Source organism: Streptomyces showdoensis (assembly GCF_039535475.1).
GTDB lineage: Bacteria > Actinomycetota > Actinomycetes > Streptomycetales > Streptomycetaceae > Streptomyces > Streptomyces showdoensis.
The window spans coordinates 326133-341188 of sequence record NZ_BAAAXG010000026.1 but is presented as its reverse complement, the minus strand read 5'-3'; the positions used below and the strand labels follow the sequence as shown (position 1 = coordinate 341188).

The 15056-nt window shown below is 75.3% G+C and carries 12 protein-coding genes and 2 tRNA genes; 10 read left to right on the top strand and 4 right to left on the bottom strand.

The genetic code is table 11. The annotated features are described in order from the left end of the window. The first annotated feature begins 5 nt into the window (after window positions 1-5). The 3 genes from ABD981_RS14060 to ABD981_RS14050 all read left to right on the top strand — a co-directional run bounded on the left by ABD981_RS14060 (window position 6) and on the right by ABD981_RS14050 (window position 2360). Window positions 6-79 (top strand) — tRNA-Met (locus tag ABD981_RS14060). Between the two features lie 205 nt (window positions 80-284). Then, window positions 285-2213 carry a tetratricopeptide repeat protein gene (locus ABD981_RS14055; protein ID WP_046907365.1) on the top strand — a complete coding sequence of 643 codons (1929 nt, stop codon included), beginning with the start codon at window positions 285-287 and terminating at the stop codon, window positions 2211-2213. Between the two features lie 73 nt (window positions 2214-2286). Then, window positions 2287-2360, top strand: a tRNA-Met gene (locus ABD981_RS14050). A 130-nt stretch (window positions 2361-2490) separates the two neighbouring features. Here the strand turns inward: ABD981_RS14050 and ABD981_RS14045 are convergent. Continuing rightward, the gene (locus ABD981_RS14045; RefSeq protein ID WP_046907364.1) at window positions 2491-2910 is read right to left on the bottom strand and encodes a Fur family transcriptional regulator; all 420 of its coding nucleotides are present in this window, start codon (window positions 2908-2910) and stop codon (window positions 2491-2493) included. A gap of 154 nt (window positions 2911-3064) precedes the next feature. Here ABD981_RS14045 and ABD981_RS14040 point away from each other — a divergent pair, with 154 nt between their 5' ends. Then, window positions 3065-4516: a catalase gene (locus tag ABD981_RS14040; protein ID WP_046907363.1), complete on the top strand. Its 1452-nt coding sequence runs from the start codon at window positions 3065-3067 to the stop codon at window positions 4514-4516. Window positions 4517-4585: 69 nt separating this feature from the next. Here ABD981_RS14040 and ABD981_RS14035 read toward each other — a convergent pair whose 3' ends face one another. Next, entirely contained in the window at window positions 4586-4972 is a 387-nt protein-coding gene (locus ABD981_RS14035; protein WP_046907362.1) for a CBS domain-containing protein, read from the bottom strand. Between the two features lie 216 nt (window positions 4973-5188). On the opposite strand from ABD981_RS14035, the gene ABD981_RS14030 reads away from it, so the two are divergent. Next, window positions 5189-5713, top strand: a complete 525-nt coding sequence (locus ABD981_RS14030) for a hypothetical protein (protein ID WP_046907361.1) — start codon at window positions 5189-5191, stop codon at window positions 5711-5713. Between the two features lie 114 nt (window positions 5714-5827). On the opposite strand, the gene ABD981_RS14025 is transcribed toward ABD981_RS14030, so the two are convergent. Further along, complete coding sequence (locus tag ABD981_RS14025; RefSeq protein ID WP_205628150.1) at window positions 5828-7255, bottom strand: AfsR/SARP family transcriptional regulator; 1428 nt, start codon at window positions 7253-7255, stop codon at window positions 5828-5830. Window positions 7256-7411: 156 nt separating this feature from the next. Between ABD981_RS14025 and ABD981_RS14020 the strand changes: the two genes are divergently transcribed. The 4 genes from ABD981_RS14020 (at window position 7412) to ABD981_RS14005 (ending at window position 13295) form a co-directional block, all read left to right on the top strand. Beyond that, window positions 7412-10672, top strand: coding sequence for an AfsR/SARP family transcriptional regulator (locus tag ABD981_RS14020; protein WP_165590924.1), 3261 nt, complete (start codon window positions 7412-7414; stop codon window positions 10670-10672). Window positions 10673-10838: 166 nt separating this feature from the next. Next, window positions 10839-11747: a CAP domain-containing protein gene (locus ABD981_RS14015; protein ID WP_123954401.1), complete on the top strand. Its 909-nt coding sequence runs from the start codon at window positions 10839-10841 to the stop codon at window positions 11745-11747. A 4-nt stretch (window positions 11748-11751) separates the two neighbouring features. Beyond that, the gene (locus ABD981_RS14010; protein WP_046907360.1) at window positions 11752-12618 is read left to right on the top strand and encodes a peptidoglycan-binding protein; all 867 of its coding nucleotides are present in this window, start codon (window positions 11752-11754) and stop codon (window positions 12616-12618) included. Between the two features lie 122 nt (window positions 12619-12740). Continuing rightward, complete coding sequence (locus ABD981_RS14005) at window positions 12741-13295, top strand: RICIN domain-containing protein (protein WP_046907359.1); 555 nt, start codon at window positions 12741-12743, stop codon at window positions 13293-13295. A 37-nt stretch (window positions 13296-13332) separates the two neighbouring features. On the opposite strand, the gene hisN is transcribed toward ABD981_RS14005, so the two are convergent. After that, window positions 13333-14127 (bottom strand): histidinol-phosphatase, encoded by a 795-nt coding sequence (gene hisN, locus ABD981_RS14000; protein WP_046907358.1) that lies wholly within the window; start codon window positions 14125-14127, stop codon window positions 13333-13335. 106 nt (window positions 14128-14233) lie between these two features. On the opposite strand from hisN, the gene ABD981_RS13995 reads away from it, so the two are divergent. Beyond that, on the top strand, window positions 14234-14980 hold the full coding sequence (locus tag ABD981_RS13995) for a TetR/AcrR family transcriptional regulator (RefSeq protein ID WP_046907357.1): 747 nt from the start codon (window positions 14234-14236) through the stop codon (window positions 14978-14980). Window positions 14981-15056: the final 76 nt, after the last annotated feature.

Below are 15056 nucleotides of genomic sequence, written 5' to 3'. Positions count from 1 at the left end.
ACCGACGCGGGGTGGAGCAGCTCGGTAGCTCGCTGGGCTCATAACCCAGAGGTCGCAGGTTCAAATCCTGTCCCCGCTACTGAAGACGAAGGCCCGGATCCATCTGGATTCGGGCCTTCGTCATGTCCTGAGGAGGGGGCGCGTGCCCCGAAGAGCGGTGCGGAGGGGGCGAGTTGGGGTGATCCGTGTTTGACTTGTCTCTCTGTGGGCATGTCGACAAAACGCTGAAGTGACCTCACCGGCTGAGCTATACCAGGTGTACGCGGGTTGCGGGTGGTGCGACGATGGTATTTATGGGGGACAGGGCAACTCTGTTGGAGACAGGGCGGTTTGTGCAGCGGCACGCGAGGAACGCCGCAGACGAGATCATCGAGGCCGCGGGGGCCGTCGATGAGACCGTCGACACCACCGCCGAACACGAGACCGAGGCCGAGACCGAGGCCCGCCACCGGCGTGCCGCCGAGAGCGGCGACGCCGCGTCGATGAGCGTCTTCGGCGCGCTGCTGCTGCGCCGCGGCGACCTGGACGGCGCCGAGCCGTATCTGCGCGGTGCCACCGCCGAGGGCGACCGCGCCGCCGCGAACAACCTGGGCGTGCTGCTGCACCAGCGCGGCTACCCGGACGAGGCCGCCGGCTGGTGGCGGGTCGCCGCCGTCGCCGGCTCCGCGCCCGCCGCGCACGCCCTGGGCCGCCACCACCGCGAGCGCGGCGACGAGCCCGGCGCCGAGTACTGGCTGCGCCAGTCCGCCGAGCAGGGCCACGCCCTCGGCGCGTACGCCCTCGCCGACCTCCTGGAGCACCGCAGCGACGTCGGCGCCGAGCGCTGGCTGCGCGCCGCCGCCGAGCAGGGGCACCGCGAGGCCGCCTACCGGCTCGCGCTCTCCCTGGAGCGGCGGGCGACCGAGCCGGCCCGCGGCCCGCACACCTACGACACCGCCACCGGACTGCGGACGGCCGCCGACGGCGCCGCCCCCGCCGGGGAGGGCGCCGCCGCGCCGAAGGGCGGGCTCACCGAGGCCGAGCAGTGGTTCCGGCAGGCCGCCGCGCGCGGACACCGGCGGGCCGCCCTGCACCTGGGCGTCCTCCTGGAGAAGCGCGGCGAGCTCAAGGAGGCCGGGCGCTGGTACCTGAGCTCCGCCAAGGACGGCGAGGCCAAGGCCGCCTGCGCGCTCGGCTTCCTGCTGCGCGACGCCGGCGACGAGGAGAGCGCCGCCGTGTGGTGGCTGCGGGCCGCCCAGGACGGCGACGGCAACGCCGCCAACGCGCTCGGAGCGCTGCACGCCGCCCGCGGGGAGCAGCAGACCGCCGAGCGCTGGTACCGGGCCGCCATGGACGCGGGCGACGTGAACGGCGCCTACAACCTCGGCCTGCTCTGCGCCGCGCAGGAGCGCACCGCCCAGGCCGAGCAGTGGTACCGCCGCGCGGCCTACGCCGGCCACCGGGAGGCGGCCAACGCGCTCGCCGTGCTGCTCCTGCAGGCCGGCGACGCGGGTGGCGCCGAGCCCTGGTTCTCCAAGGCCGCCGAGGCCGGCAGCGTCGACGCCGCCTTCAACCTGGGCATCCTGCACGCCGGCCGCGACGACGACCGTACGGCGCTGAGCTGGTACGAGCGGGCCGCGGCGGCCGGGCACACCGAGGCCGCGCTCCAGGTCGGCATCGCCTGCCTGCGCGACGGCGACGAGCAGGGCGCCGAGCGCCACCTGCGGTGCGCCGCGGGCGGCGGCAGCGCCGAGGCGGCCTTCCGGCTCGCCTCGGTCCTCGACGCGCGCCGTCCCGCGCCCGGCCCGCCGGTGCTCGGCGCGCCGCGCGAGGAGAAGAGCGAGTGCGAGGAGTGGTACGAGCGCGCCGCCCAGCAGGGCCACCGCCGTGCCCAGGTCCGGGTCGGCATGCTCGCCGCCGGGCGCGGCGACGTCGCCGAGGCGGCCCGCTGGTACCGGGAGGCGGCCGAGGCGGGCTCCCGCAACGGCGCCTTCAACCTCGGCCTGCTGCTCGCCCGCGAGGGCGGCGAGCGGGAGGCGGCCCTGTGGTGGACGCGCGCCGCGCACGCCGGTCACGGCCGGGCCGCGCTGCGGCTCGCCCTGCTCGCGGCGCGCCGCGGGGAGCTCACCGAGGGGCGCCGCTGGTGCGCCCGCGCGGTGGAGCTCGGTCCGGCGGAGGTGGCGGAGCGGGCGGCTCGGCTCAGCGAGGCGCTGCACCAGGAGCTCACGGCGTAACGGGGGTCACAGGCGTCACCCGCATTACTGATTTGCCCTGCTCCGAACGGTCCCGTAAGGTTGGGTTCACCGACGCGGGGTGGAGCAGCTCGGTAGCTCGCTGGGCTCATAACCCAGAGGTCGCAGGTTCAAATCCTGTCCCCGCTACTCAGTAGCACGAAGGCCCGGATCCGGAAGCGGATCCGGGCTTTCGTCGTTCCCGGACCTCGGTCCGCGAGGAAACGGGAAGGCCCCCGCCGTTCTGGCGGGGGCCTTCTCCGTACGGGTCGGCGGACGGCTACGCGGTCGTCGCGCAGCTCGGGCAGATGCCCCGGTAGGTGACCTCGACGTTCGAGATGGTGAAGCCGAAGCGCTCCGCGTCCGGCAGGTCGGCCAGCGGGTCGCCGGCCGGGTGCACGTCGCGGATCGCACCGCACCGGCCGCAGACCAGGTGCTGGTGCGGCCGGTGGGCGTTCGGGTCGTAGCGCTTGGCGCGTCCGTCGGTCGCGACCTCCAGCACCTCGCCGAGCGTGACCATCTCGCCCAGCGTGTTGTAGACGGTCGCCCGGGAGATCTCCGGCAGCCTCGTGACGGCGCGGGCGTGGACCTCGTCGGCGGTCAGGTGCACGTGATCCCCGTCGAGGACCTCGGCCACGACACGCCGCTGCGCGGTCATCCGCCATCCGCGGCCGCGCAGTCGTTCCAACAGGTCACTCATGGGGGTCAGCCTAACAGTCGGGGGGAGCGTGTCCCGAACGGGTGTGACTTTGGAGAATGGCTTGACTTAGACAATGTCTATTGTAGGGTCGAGTACAGCAAAGGCTCAGGACAGGGCTCGCAGGTTTGCCGCACAACCGACGCAGGAGGCGCACGTGACGCAGGGACCGCTCACCACCGAGGCCGGGGCGCCGGTCGCCGACAACCAGAACAGCGAGACCGCGGGCCTCGGCGGACCGGTCCTCGTCCAGGACCAGCTGCTCCTGGAGAAGCTCGCCCACTTCAACCGGGAGCGCATCCCGGAGCGCGTCGTCCACGCGCGCGGCGCGGGCGCCTACGGCACCTTCACGGTGACGGCCGACGTCACGGCGTACACCAGGGCCGCGTTCCTCTCCGAGGTCGGCAAGCAGACCGAGACCTTCCTGCGCTTCTCCACCGTCGCCGGCAACCTCGGCGCGGCCGACGCCGTGCGCGACCCGCGCGGCTGGGCGCTGAAGTTCTACACCGAGGAGGGCAACTACGACCTCGTCGGCAACAACACCCCGGTGTTCTTCATCAAGGACGCCATCAAGTTCCCCGACTTCATCCACACCCAGAAGCGCGACCCGTACACCGGCTCGCAGGAGGCGGACAACGTCTGGGACTTCTGGGGTCTGAGCCCCGAGTCCACGCACCAGGTGACCTGGCTCTTCGGCGACCGCGGCATCCCCGCCTCGTACCGCCACATGAACGGCTACGGCTCGCACACCTACCAGTGGAACAACGAGGCCGGCGAGGTCTTCTGGGTCAAGTACCACTTCAAGACCGACCAGGGGATCAAGAACCTCACCCAGGCCGAGGCCAACCGCCTGGCCGGCGAGGACCCGGACTCCCACCAGCGCGACCTGCGCGAGTCCATCGAGCGCGGCGACTTCCCGACCTGGACCGTGCAGGTGCAGATCATGCCCGCGGCCGACGCGGCGAACTACCGCTTCAACCCCTTCGACCTCACCAAGGTCTGGCCGCACGAGGACTACCCGCCGATCGAGATCGGCAGGCTCGAACTCAACCGCAACCCGCAGAACGTCTTCGCCGAGGTCGAGCAGTCGATCTTCTCCCCGGCGCACTTCGTGCCCGGCATCGGCCCGTCCCCGGACAAGATGCTGCAGGGCCGCCTCTTCGCGTACGGCGACGCCCACCGCTACCGCGTCGGCATCAACGCCGACCACCTGCCGGTGAACCGCCCGCACGCCACCGAGGCGCGCACCCACTCCCGTGACGGCTTCCTCTACGACGGCCGGCACGCGGGGGCGAAGAACTACGAGCCCAACAGCTTCGGCGGCCCGCACCAGACCGACCGCCCGCTGTGGCAGCCCGCCGCCGTCTCCGGCCTCACCGGCGACCACGCCGCCCCCTCGCACGCCGAGGACGACGACTTCGTGCAGGCGGGCAACCTCTACCGGCTGATGTCGGAGGACGAGAAGGGCCGTCTGGTGGAGAACCTGGCGGGCTTCATCGCCAAGGTCTCGCGCGACGACATCGCCGAGCGGGCGATCGGCAACTTCCGCAAGGCGGACGGTGACTTCGGCAAGCGGCTCGACGCCGCGGTCCAGGCCCTGCGTGGCTGAGAGCGCCTGCCGTAGGTGGTAGAGGGCCGGATTCCCGTATCCGTACGGGGATCCGGCCCTCTCGCGTCCTCAGGCGGCGCTCTGCACCGGCATCCAGCAGCGGATGATGTCGCGCACGGAGACGATGCCCACCGGCCCGTGGTCGTCCAGGACCACCAGGTGGCGGAAGCCCCCGCGGGTCATGGCCTCGGCGGCCTCGTCCAGGGTCCAGGTCGGGGCGGCGAAGACGACGTCCCTGGTGGTGTGGGCGTCGGCGGTCTCGTGGTCGGGATCCCCGTCCCGGCCGATGGCGTTGAGGATGTCGCGCTCGGTGAGGATGCCGAGCCCGCCGGCGTCGGCGTCGAGGACGACGGCGGCGCCGACGCGGCGCGCCGACATCAGGCGGGCCGCCTGGCGGAGGGTATGGGCCGGGCCGATGGTGAGGACCACCGTGCTCATGGCGTCGCGGACGAACATGGAGGGGACCACCTCCTGTTAGAGAACTCTTTCACAAGTTCACAAGTGGGGGGAGTCTCAGAGTGACACCGGGCCGCCCCGCCAACAAGGGGGCGCGCGTGGCGTACGGGGGAGCACGAGGGCCCGTACGCATGTCCGCCGATCGGACGTTCATCGTTTGTCTACCGCCGTCTCCGAGGATCGGCGCGCAAGCCGGACCACAGAAAGGCGACGGGGATGACGATCGTGAAGAAGACGCTGCGCAGGACGGCGGGGGCCGTGGCGGCGGGGCTGCTGGCGCTGGCCGGGACGCTCGCGGGATCGGGCACGGCACAGGCCGCGTACGACGGCGGCACCCACACCCTGTGGGGCGACGAGCCGCTCTACCCGGGCTGGCACGTCAGCACCGACTACGCGCGGCTGATCATGCAGGGCGACGGCAACCTGGTCTTCTACCGCACCATGAACGCGGGCGACTGGTCCCGCGCGACGCCCATGTGGGCCTCGAACACGGTCGGCTGCGGCGCCAAGGCGGTCATGAAGAACGACGGCCGGCTCGTCGTCTACGCCGCCGACGGGGTCCGCGAGTGTTCCTCCCGCGGCTGGTACAAGGGCGGCAGCGCCTACGCCTGCCTCCAGGTCACCAACGAGCAGGGGCTCAGCATCTGGTACACCAACCGCCAGTGCGGCACCTTCAGCGGCATGACCGCGCGGAGCTTCACCCAGACGTCCCGCGACATCATCCAGTCGGACCTCTACTGACCTGACCCGCGGGCCCCCCGCCCCGCCCCGCCCCCCGAACGTGGCCCCGGCCGGACCCCTTCTCCGGCCGGGGCCGCCGTGCGTCCTGCCGCCGTGTTGTCCCGCCGTCGTGCCTCACGCCGAGAGCCGGCCCACCAGGTCCGCGACCGACCACTGCGGACGCGCCGCGAGCCGGGCCGCCGCCGTACGCAGCCGGGCCGGCAGATGCCCGCACAGCGCGGCCAGTTCGCGCGCCGCGCCGGACTCGCGGTGGATCCGGTCCCGGCCGGCGATCCGGACCAGCAGCTCGTACGCGTCGTCCGGCTCCAGCGGCCCGATCCGCAGCCGCGCCACCTCCGCCGCCAGCTCCCCGCCCGTCTCCGCCACCAGCGCCGCGCACCCCGCCACGTCCGGCAGCAGCACCCCCGGCTCCGGCGCCCCGTCGAGCAGCACCAGCACCCGGCGGCCCGCGAGCGCCGCCCGGTAGCGGGCACCGAGCGCCCCCGCGCACGCGTCCTCGGGCGGCCGCTCGCCCAGGGACCGCAGGAAACCGGCCATGACCTCCCGTACGTCCCCGACCGCGTCGCCCCGCGCGTACAACTGCCCGTCCGGGAAGGCGTCCCGCACCCGGTGCGCCAGGTGCACCGCGAGGGTCGACGTGCCCGTCCCGTACGGCCCCGAGACCGCCACCACCGGGCTGCCGGCCCGCAGCAGCCGCTCCGCCTCCCGGACCTGGGCCCCGCGTCCGACCAGGTCGGGGATGTCCGGGGGCAGCTGGCAGGGCCGCGCCGGGCGGCGCGGCGGAGCGGGCACCGCCAGCGAGCGGTCGTCCCGGCGGATCCGCCCGTACAGCGCGGTCACCGCGCCGCCCGGGTCGATCCCGAGCCGCCGGTCGAGCCGCTCGCGCAGCGCCGCGAACAGGGCGAGCGCCTCCGGCCGGCGCCCGCACCGGTACAGCGCGAGCAGGCAGAGCCGGTGGGCCTCCTCGTCCTCCGGGTGCGCCGCCGCCAGTTCGCGCAGCGCGGGCAGCGCCTCGGCGTGCCGGCCCAGCGCCAGCTCCGCCTTGTACAGGGTCATCCGCACCGCGTGCCGGGAGGCCGTGAGCCGGTCCCGGGTGCGCCGGGCGAGCGGCCCCGGCACCCCGTCGAGCGGGCCGCCCCGCCAGCGGCCGAGGGCCGTGACCGCCAGCTCGCGGGCCGCCTCCGGGTCGCCCCGCAGCAGGGCCGTGGCGCGGGCGGCCTCGTCCTCGTACCGGAAGACGTCCACCGCCTCGCGGGCGATCGCCAGCCGGTAGCCGCCCGAGGAGCCGAGCAGAGCGTCCGGCGCGTCGAGCGCCCGGCGGAGCCGGTGGGCGTGCGTGCCGATCTGGCCGACCGGGTCCTTGGGCCAGCCCTCGTCGTCCTCGCCCCACAGCGCGGTGATCAGCCGCTGCGTGGGCACGAGTTCGCCGGGCGCGAGCAGCAGGGCGCACAACAGCGCGCGCTGCTGCGGGCGTCCGAGCGCGCGCTCGTGCCCGTCGTGCCACGCGCGGGGCGGGCCGAGAATGGCGAATTCGAGTCCCATGACACCCCCGTCAGCCATGAGTCCGTCGCAGGTTGCGTGCCGCATCATAGGCGGCCGGACCACGCCCCCCGATGGGGTTGCGCGCCGTGGGCGCGTCGCGCGCCGGAGGGCGGTCCGAGGGGGAAAGCCACAGGTCATCGGGGATGGGACAGGGAAGTGACGGGAGTCATGGGCGGCCGGGCCGCGGGACGGACGGGGGAGAAGGGGGAGACGAGGGAGCGGGGGGTCGCGGGGGCGGCGGGGGAGGAGCGGGCCGCGGGGCGGCCGGGAGCGCCGGGAGAGGCCGGGGACACGGGAAGGCTGAAGTTCGCGCTGCTCGGACCCCTGCGGGCCTGGTACAGAGACCAGGAGCTCGACCTGGGCCGGCCGCAACAGCGCGCCCTGCTGGCCGTGTTGCTCGACGCCTCCGGACGCGCGGTCGCGCACGACGTCCTCGCCGAGGGCGTCTGGGGCGGGGGCGCCGGTCCCGCCGATCCGCGCAAGGCCCTCCAACTCCTGGTCTACCGGCTGCGGTCCGCGTTCCGCCCGCACCTCGACGAGTCCCCGATCGTCCGCGTCGGGGACGGGTACGCGCTGCGGGCGCCGGGGGCGTGGGTGGACCGGGGGGAGTGGCGACGGCTGCTGGGTGAGGCCGAGCGGGCGGGGGCGGCCGCCGGGTCCGTCGAACGGGTTGCGGGGGCGGCCGCCGGGTCCGTCGAACGGGTTGCGGGGGCGGCCGCCGGGTCCGTCGAACGGGTCGCGGGGGCGGCCGACGGGTCCGTCGAACGGGTCGCGGGGGCGCCCGCCGGGCCCTGCGAACCGGTCGGTTCCGCCCTCATGGGGTCCGTCGAACCGGTCGGTTCCTCCCTCGCCGGGTCCGCCCGCGTGCGGGAACTGCTGCGGGCCGCGCTGGGGTTGTGGGTCGGGGAGCCGCTCGCCGGGGTCGGGGGGCCGCACGCCGAGGCCGTGCGGGCGCGGCTCGGGGAGGAGCGGCTCGGCGTGCTGGAGCGGCGGCTCGAACTGGACGTCGAGCTCGCCGACCGGGCCGAGCTCACCGCCGAGGCCGCCGCGCTCTGCCTGGAGCACCCGGGCCGCCCCCGGCTCGTCGCGGTCCTCATGCGCGCCCTGCACCGGGCCGGACGCACCGCCGAGGCGCTCGCCGTCTTCGAGGACGCCCGGGGCGACCTGCCCCCGGGCGACCGGGGGCCCGACTCGCCCGCCGGGCTCCAGCTGCGCATCCTGCGCGACGACCCCGCGCTGCTGCCCGCACCGGCCGCGCAGCCCGGGCCCGCCTGGCAGGCGCCCCGGCAACTCCCGGCGGACCTGCCGGACTTCACCGGCCGCGGCGGCGCCGTCGACGAGCTCGCGGAACGGCTCGCCGGGGCCGGCGGCCGGGCGGTCGTGGTGTCCGCCCTCGACGGCATGGGCGGCGTCGGCAAGACCAGCCTCGCCGTGCACGCGGCCCGCCGGGCGGCCGGGCGCTTCCCCGACGGGCAGCTCTTCGCCGACCTGCGCGGCGCCGACCGGGCGCCGCGCGAACCCGCCGCCGTCCTGGCCGAGTTCCTGCGCGCCCTCGGCGTCGCCGCGGAGGAGGTGCCGCCCGGCACCGCCGAACGCTCGGCCTGCTACCGCTCCGCCCTCACCGGCCGCCGCGTGCTCGTCGTCCTCGACAACGCGGCCGGACCCGAACAGGTCGAGCCGCTCCTGCCCGGCTCCGCCGACTGCGCGGTCCTCGTCACCAGCCGCACCCGGCTGCCCGGACTCGCCGGCGCCCACCACCTCCGCATCGACCCGCTCCCCGCCGCCGAGGCCGCCGAACTCTTCACCCGGATCGCGGGCGCCGAGCGGACCGCGGCCGAACCCGGCCGCGTCGAGGAGATCGTCGGGGCCTGCGGACGCCTCCCGCTCGCCGTCCGCATCGCCGCGTCCCGGCTCGCCGCCGACCCCGGGCTCAGCCTCGCCGCGCTCGCCGAAGGGCTCCGCGACGAGCGGCGGCTCGCCGCCCTCGACGACGGGGAGCGGGCGGTGGAGGCGACGTTCGCGCTCTCGTACCACCGGCTCGTGCCCGAGGCGGCCCGCGCCTTCCGGCTCCTCTCGCTGCCCGACGCGCCCGAGATCGCGCTCCCCTGCGCCGCCGCGCTCCTCGACCGGACCGAGGCCGAGGCGGACGAGCTCCTCGAAGGGCTCGTCGACCTCAACCTCCTCCAGTCGCCGGGCTTCGGCCGTTACGGCTTCCACGACCTGGTGCGCGCCTACGCCCGCGACCGGGCCGCCGAGGAGGAGACCGGCGCCGGGCGCACCGCGGCGGCGGGCCGGCTGCTCGACTTCTGCCTGGCGACCGCCCGTAACGCCGACACGGCCGCCCGCTCGGTCGACCCGGCGGAGCAGAGCCTCCTGGGCACCCCCGTCACCCGCCCCGGCCGGGCGCTCGCGACCGGGCCCGACGCCGTCCGCTGGATGCGCGAACAGGCGGCCGTGCACGCCGCGGCCGTCGCCCTGGCCTGCGCGGACGAGGCGCTGCCGCTGGCCCAGGCGGCCGAACTCGTCGACAAGATGGGCTCGGTGCTCTTCGAGCGCACCCAGACCAGCGTCATCGCCGCCCTCGCGGACCAGGTCGCCGAGGCGGCCGAGGCCCGCGACGCCCACGGGCCCCAGGCGCTCGCCCGGTACGTGCGCGGCAACATGCTCTGGCACGTCAACCGGTACGAGGAGTCGCGCGCCGAGATCGCCCGGGCGGTCACCCTCTGCGGCGACGGCGACGGCGACGGCGACACCGGCACCGGCGCCGCCGCACGGGTCCGGGCCAAGGCGCTGCTCACCCTGGCCGGCAACGCCCGTATCCACGGCCGGCACGCCGAGGCCGCCGAGCACGCAGGCCGGGCCGCCGCGGCCTTCCGGGAGCTCGGCGCCGAACGTGCCGAGGGCAGCGCGCTCGGCGAGTTCGCCTTCAACGCCGCGCACACCGGACGCCTCGACGAGGCCCGGCGGGCCGCCGAGCGCGGGGCCCGGCTGATGAGCGGCACCGGACCGGTGTCCGCCGCGACCGGGCGCTACTACCTGGCCCGGGTGCTGCGGCTGTGCGGGGACCCGGAGGGGGCGCTCGGGCACGCGCTCGGCGCGCGCGAGGAGTTCGCCCGGCTCCAGGTCGCCGTGTTCGAGGCGGCGGCGGGCGACCTCGCCGCCCGGCTGCACGCCGAGTCCGGCCGGGCCGCGCTCGCCGCTGAGGCCGCCGAGGCGGTGCTGCCGCTCGCCCGCAAGACCAGCGCAGCCCTGGAGGCCGCCCTGCTCCACACCCTCGGCTCGTCCCTCGCCGTCCTCGGCCGCCCCAGCCAGGCCCGGGCCTGTCTCCAGGACGCGGCGGAGGTGTACGGACGGCTCGGCATCACCGAGGAGGAGGCGGCGGTCCGGGCACTGCTGGGCGGCCTGCCGGAGCGCTGATCCGGAGCACTGATCCGGAGCGGTGGTCCGAAGCGCTGGGCCGGAGCGGTGACCGGGGGGCCGTCACCCCCGGCACCCCCTCCGCTACGCGCGTTGACCGCCTGTCTACCGGGGTCCGTGAACGTATGCCCCGTCAGGTCAACGACACGACAGGAGACGGGACGACATGACGACGCAGCCTCAGAACGGGCAGGTCTGGACACTGGTCGCGGCGAACGGCAGGGCCGCCGACGTGAACGCGAGCCAGGCCAGTGACGGCAACCGGATCCAGGCCTGGGCGCCCAACGGCACCGCCGCCCAGGGCTGGGTGTTCTGGGCCAAGGAGAACGGCACCTGGCTCCTGGAGACCCAGCTCACCCACAACACCCACGGTCCCGGCCAGGCCATGGTGATGGACTACAACTTCTCCAACTACACGACCCATCTGGTCCGCGAGCACGGCCAGGACAACCAGCGCTGGCACCTGGAGGACGGCGGCAACGGCCGGGTCCTGCTGCGCAGCGCCCGCGGCAACGAGGGCGCCGCCTACCTCACCGCCGACGGCCAGGGCGCCGCGCTCGGCGTCTGGCGCCGCGACCCCGCCAACCAGGGCCAGCTCTGGCAGCTCGTCCCGGCCGGCCAGACCGGTGGCCAGACCGGTGGCGGAAGCCGGCCCCAGCCCCAGCCGCAGCCCCAGCCCCAGCCGGGCGGCGGTGACTTCCGCGGCGAGATGCTCGCCATGGTCAACCAGGAGCGGCGCCGGGCCGGCGTCCCCGACCTGCGGCTCGACGACCGCCTGTCGGCCGCCGCGCAGCGGCACGCCAACGACATGGCCGTGAACGACCTCACCCAGCACAACGGCACCGACGGCTCCGACTTCAGCCGCCGCATCAGCGACGCCGGGTACCCGGGCAACACCGCCCGCGCGGAGAACGTCACCCCGGGCAACAGCGTCCCCGAGGCCATGCGGATGTGGATGAACAGCCCCGGGCACCGCACCAACATCCTCAGCGGCAGCTACCGCGCCATCGGCATCGGCTACAGCCCCCGCCAGCGCGGCAACTGGGGCCGCTACGTGCAGACCTTCGGGAGCTGACCCGATGGGAACGACCTGGATCCCCGGCGTCGTCCGCCTCGGCGACGGCGCGATCGGCGGCCCGATGGACAGCCCGGAACTCCCGCCCCGGGTGGTCTGGCACACCACCGAGAGCGGTGCGGGGAACGCGGCCTTCGACGCCGTCGGCGCGTACCTGATCCGGCAGGGCAGCGAACCCCACCTGCTGTACGACCCCACCACCGACCGGCTCGGCCAGTTCGGGCCGCTCGACCGCAGCGCCCGCGCGCTGCGCAACGACGGTGACACCCGCACCAACCGGACCGGCCGGGTCTGCGTCCAGATCGAGGTCCTGGCCCGCGCAGCGACCCCGTTCACCGGCTACTGGAAGCCGGGGCCGCGCTTCGGCGCCCTCATGGCGGCCGTGCGCTCCTGGGGCGTGCCCGACGTGTGGGCCGGGCGCGGCCGGTCGCGCACCGACTGGCGCGGCAGGGGCGGACACTTCGGCCACGTCCACGTTCCGGGCAACGACCACTGGGACCCGGGCGCGATCGACCCGGCGGCGCTCTTCGCCGCCGCGGGCGGAGCCGGGGCGAAGCAGCGGCCCTCCCCGTCCCACCTGCGGTCCGTGGTCAGCCTCGCCCGGGTGCTCGCCGCCGCCCGCACCGACCCGGCCGCCGCCCAGGGCGCGGCTGCGCACCGCGCCGACGTGATCCCCGTGGAGCGCGCCCTGGCCGCCGAGGGGCTGCTGCCCGCCCAGTGGGCGGACGGCTCCTTCGGCACCAAGACGATGACCGCGTACGCCGCGTGGCAGCGCCGCTGCGGCTTCGGCGGCGCGGACGCCGACGGGCTGCCCGGCCGCACCACCCTGGAGCGGCTGGGCAAGGCCCACGGCTTCCAGGTCACCGCGTGACGGACCACCTCACCACGGACCACCTCACCACGGACCACCGCGTGACGGGCCGCCGCGTGACAGGCGGCCGTCCGCGGACCACGGCGTCACGACCCCTCCGTACGTACGAAGAAAGGACTCCCATGACATCCCTCCGTGCCCTCGTCGCCGGCCTCGGCGCCGCCGTGACCGTCGCGGGGGCGGCCCTGGCGGCCGCCCCGGCGGCGCAGGCCGCGCAGACCACCGACTGCGGCCAGCTGCCGCCGCCCACCAGCACCCGCACCGAGGTCGCCACCTACCGGGGCGGCGCGCTGGACCTGCCGTACGACAACGAGGCCGACGGCCAGCGGGTCGGCACCTACACGCCCAACGGGTCGCCCGCGCAGACCTGGACGGTGTGGCGCTACTGCGACGGGACCAGCGCGATCAGCCACGGCTACGACAAGGTGCTGGAGGCCGGCGGCATCAACGACCTGGCCCTCCCGCAGCTGGGGTCGGCCACGCGCGACGGCCTCAACAGCCCGTGGGGCGGCGTGGCGCCGGCCCAGAAGTGGCGCCTGATCGACGGCGGCAACGGCTGGCGGATGGCCAAGAACGCGGTCACCGGCCAGTGCCTGAAGAGCAACGGGGTCGGCTACCTGAACTCCATGGCCGCCTGCGACCAGAACGACGCCGGGCAGTGGTGGCGGCTGGGCTGACGCCCGGCCGCCCCGCCACCGGGGAACGGGGGGCCGCTCAGCCGCCGAGGTAGCTGAGCAGCTCCCCGTGCAGCAGTCCGTTCGACGCCACCGCGTTGCCGCTGTGCGGGCCGTGGCGTCCGTCCAGGCCGGTGAAGGTTCCGCCGGCCTCCTGCACCACGATCGCGGTCGCCGCCATGTCCCACAGCGACAGCTCCGGCTCCGCGCACAGGTCCACCGAGCCCTCGGCGACCATCATGTACGGCCAGAAGTCGCCGTACGCGCGGGTCCGCCAGACCGCCCGGCTGAGGTCGAGGAAGCCGTCGAGGCGGCCGCGCTCCTCCCAGCCGGTCAGGCTGGAGTAGGCGAAGGAGGCGTCCTCCAGGCGCCCGACCTTCGACACCCCGATCCGGGTCGCCGAGGCGAGGCTGCGGCCCGTGTACGCGCCGAGGCCCTTCGCCGCCCACCAGCGGCGGCCGAGCGCGGGCGCGGAGACCACGCCCACGACCGGCTGGAAGCCGGTCTCGCCGGCCTCCATCAGGGCGATCAGGGTCGCCCACACGGGCACCCCGCGCACGTAGTTCTTGGTGCCGTCGATGGGGTCGATCACCCAGCGGCGCGGGCCGGTGCCCTCGACGCCGTACTCCTCGCCGAGGATCGCGTCGCGCGGCCGCGCGCGCTGCAGCTGGCCGCGGATCAGCTCCTCGGCGGCCTTGTCGGCCTCGCTGACCGGGGTCATGTCGGGCTTGGTCTCGACCTTGAGGTCGAGCGCCTGGAACCGGTCCATCGTGGCCGCGTCCGCGGCATCCGCGAGGACATGGGCCAGACGCAGATCGTCGTGGTATTCGGCCATGTCGAAACTCTATCCCCCGGACACGGGTCGGTCCGCGGCGGCCCTTGACAGTGCGTGGTCGCACGTCAACGCTGAGCGCAGTACCGACCCGGCTGGGAGGCGACCGATGCCGACTGCCCGCGAGACCCTGCTCGACGCGGCCCTGGCGACCCTGGGCGCCCAGCCCTGGTCCGCGGTGCGCATGGTCGACCTCGCCGTCCGCGCCCGGGTCTCCCGGCAGACCCTCTACAACGAGTTCGGCAGCAAGGAGGGGCTCGCCCGCGCCCTCGTGCGGCGCGAGGCCGACCGCTACCTGCGCGGCGTCGAGGCGGCGCTCGCCGAGCCGGGGCCGCCCGCCCGCAGGCTGGTCGCCGTCGCCGAGTGGACGGTCGCCGCGGCCGCCGCCCGGCCCGTGCTCCGCGCCCTGCTCACCGGCGCCTGGGGCGAGTGGCTGCCCGCCCCGCGACCCGTGCGCGCCGGGGCCCGCGCCGCCGTCGTGCCCGAGCAGCGGCGCGCCGACCTGGGGGTGCCCTCGCCGGGGGAGCTGCTCGGCCAGGCGAGGGACCTGGCGGCGGCGCTGCTCGCGCCCGGCACGGGCGCCGGTGGGGGAGCGGGCACGGGAGCCGAGGCGGAGACCGCCTACGGAGCGGAGACCGCCCACGGAGCGGACACCGCCCACGGAGCGGAGGCCGTCGACGCGGCCGATACCGCGCGTTCCTGCGAACTCGCCCTGCGCCTCGCCCTGTCCTTCGTGGTGGCCGCCACGGGGCGCGAAACGGAGGGCGATCGGGTACGCCTTGTCCGCGACGCGCTGGTCTCAGCGGCTATGCACCAGGCGGCGGGAGTTCGCCCGGCGATGCCGCCCGGCGACTGACCCGGTACCGGCCGGAAACCTCAAGTCTTCCTCTGAACAGGGGAGTTGGCGGTGCGATTCGCCATGTGCGAATGGA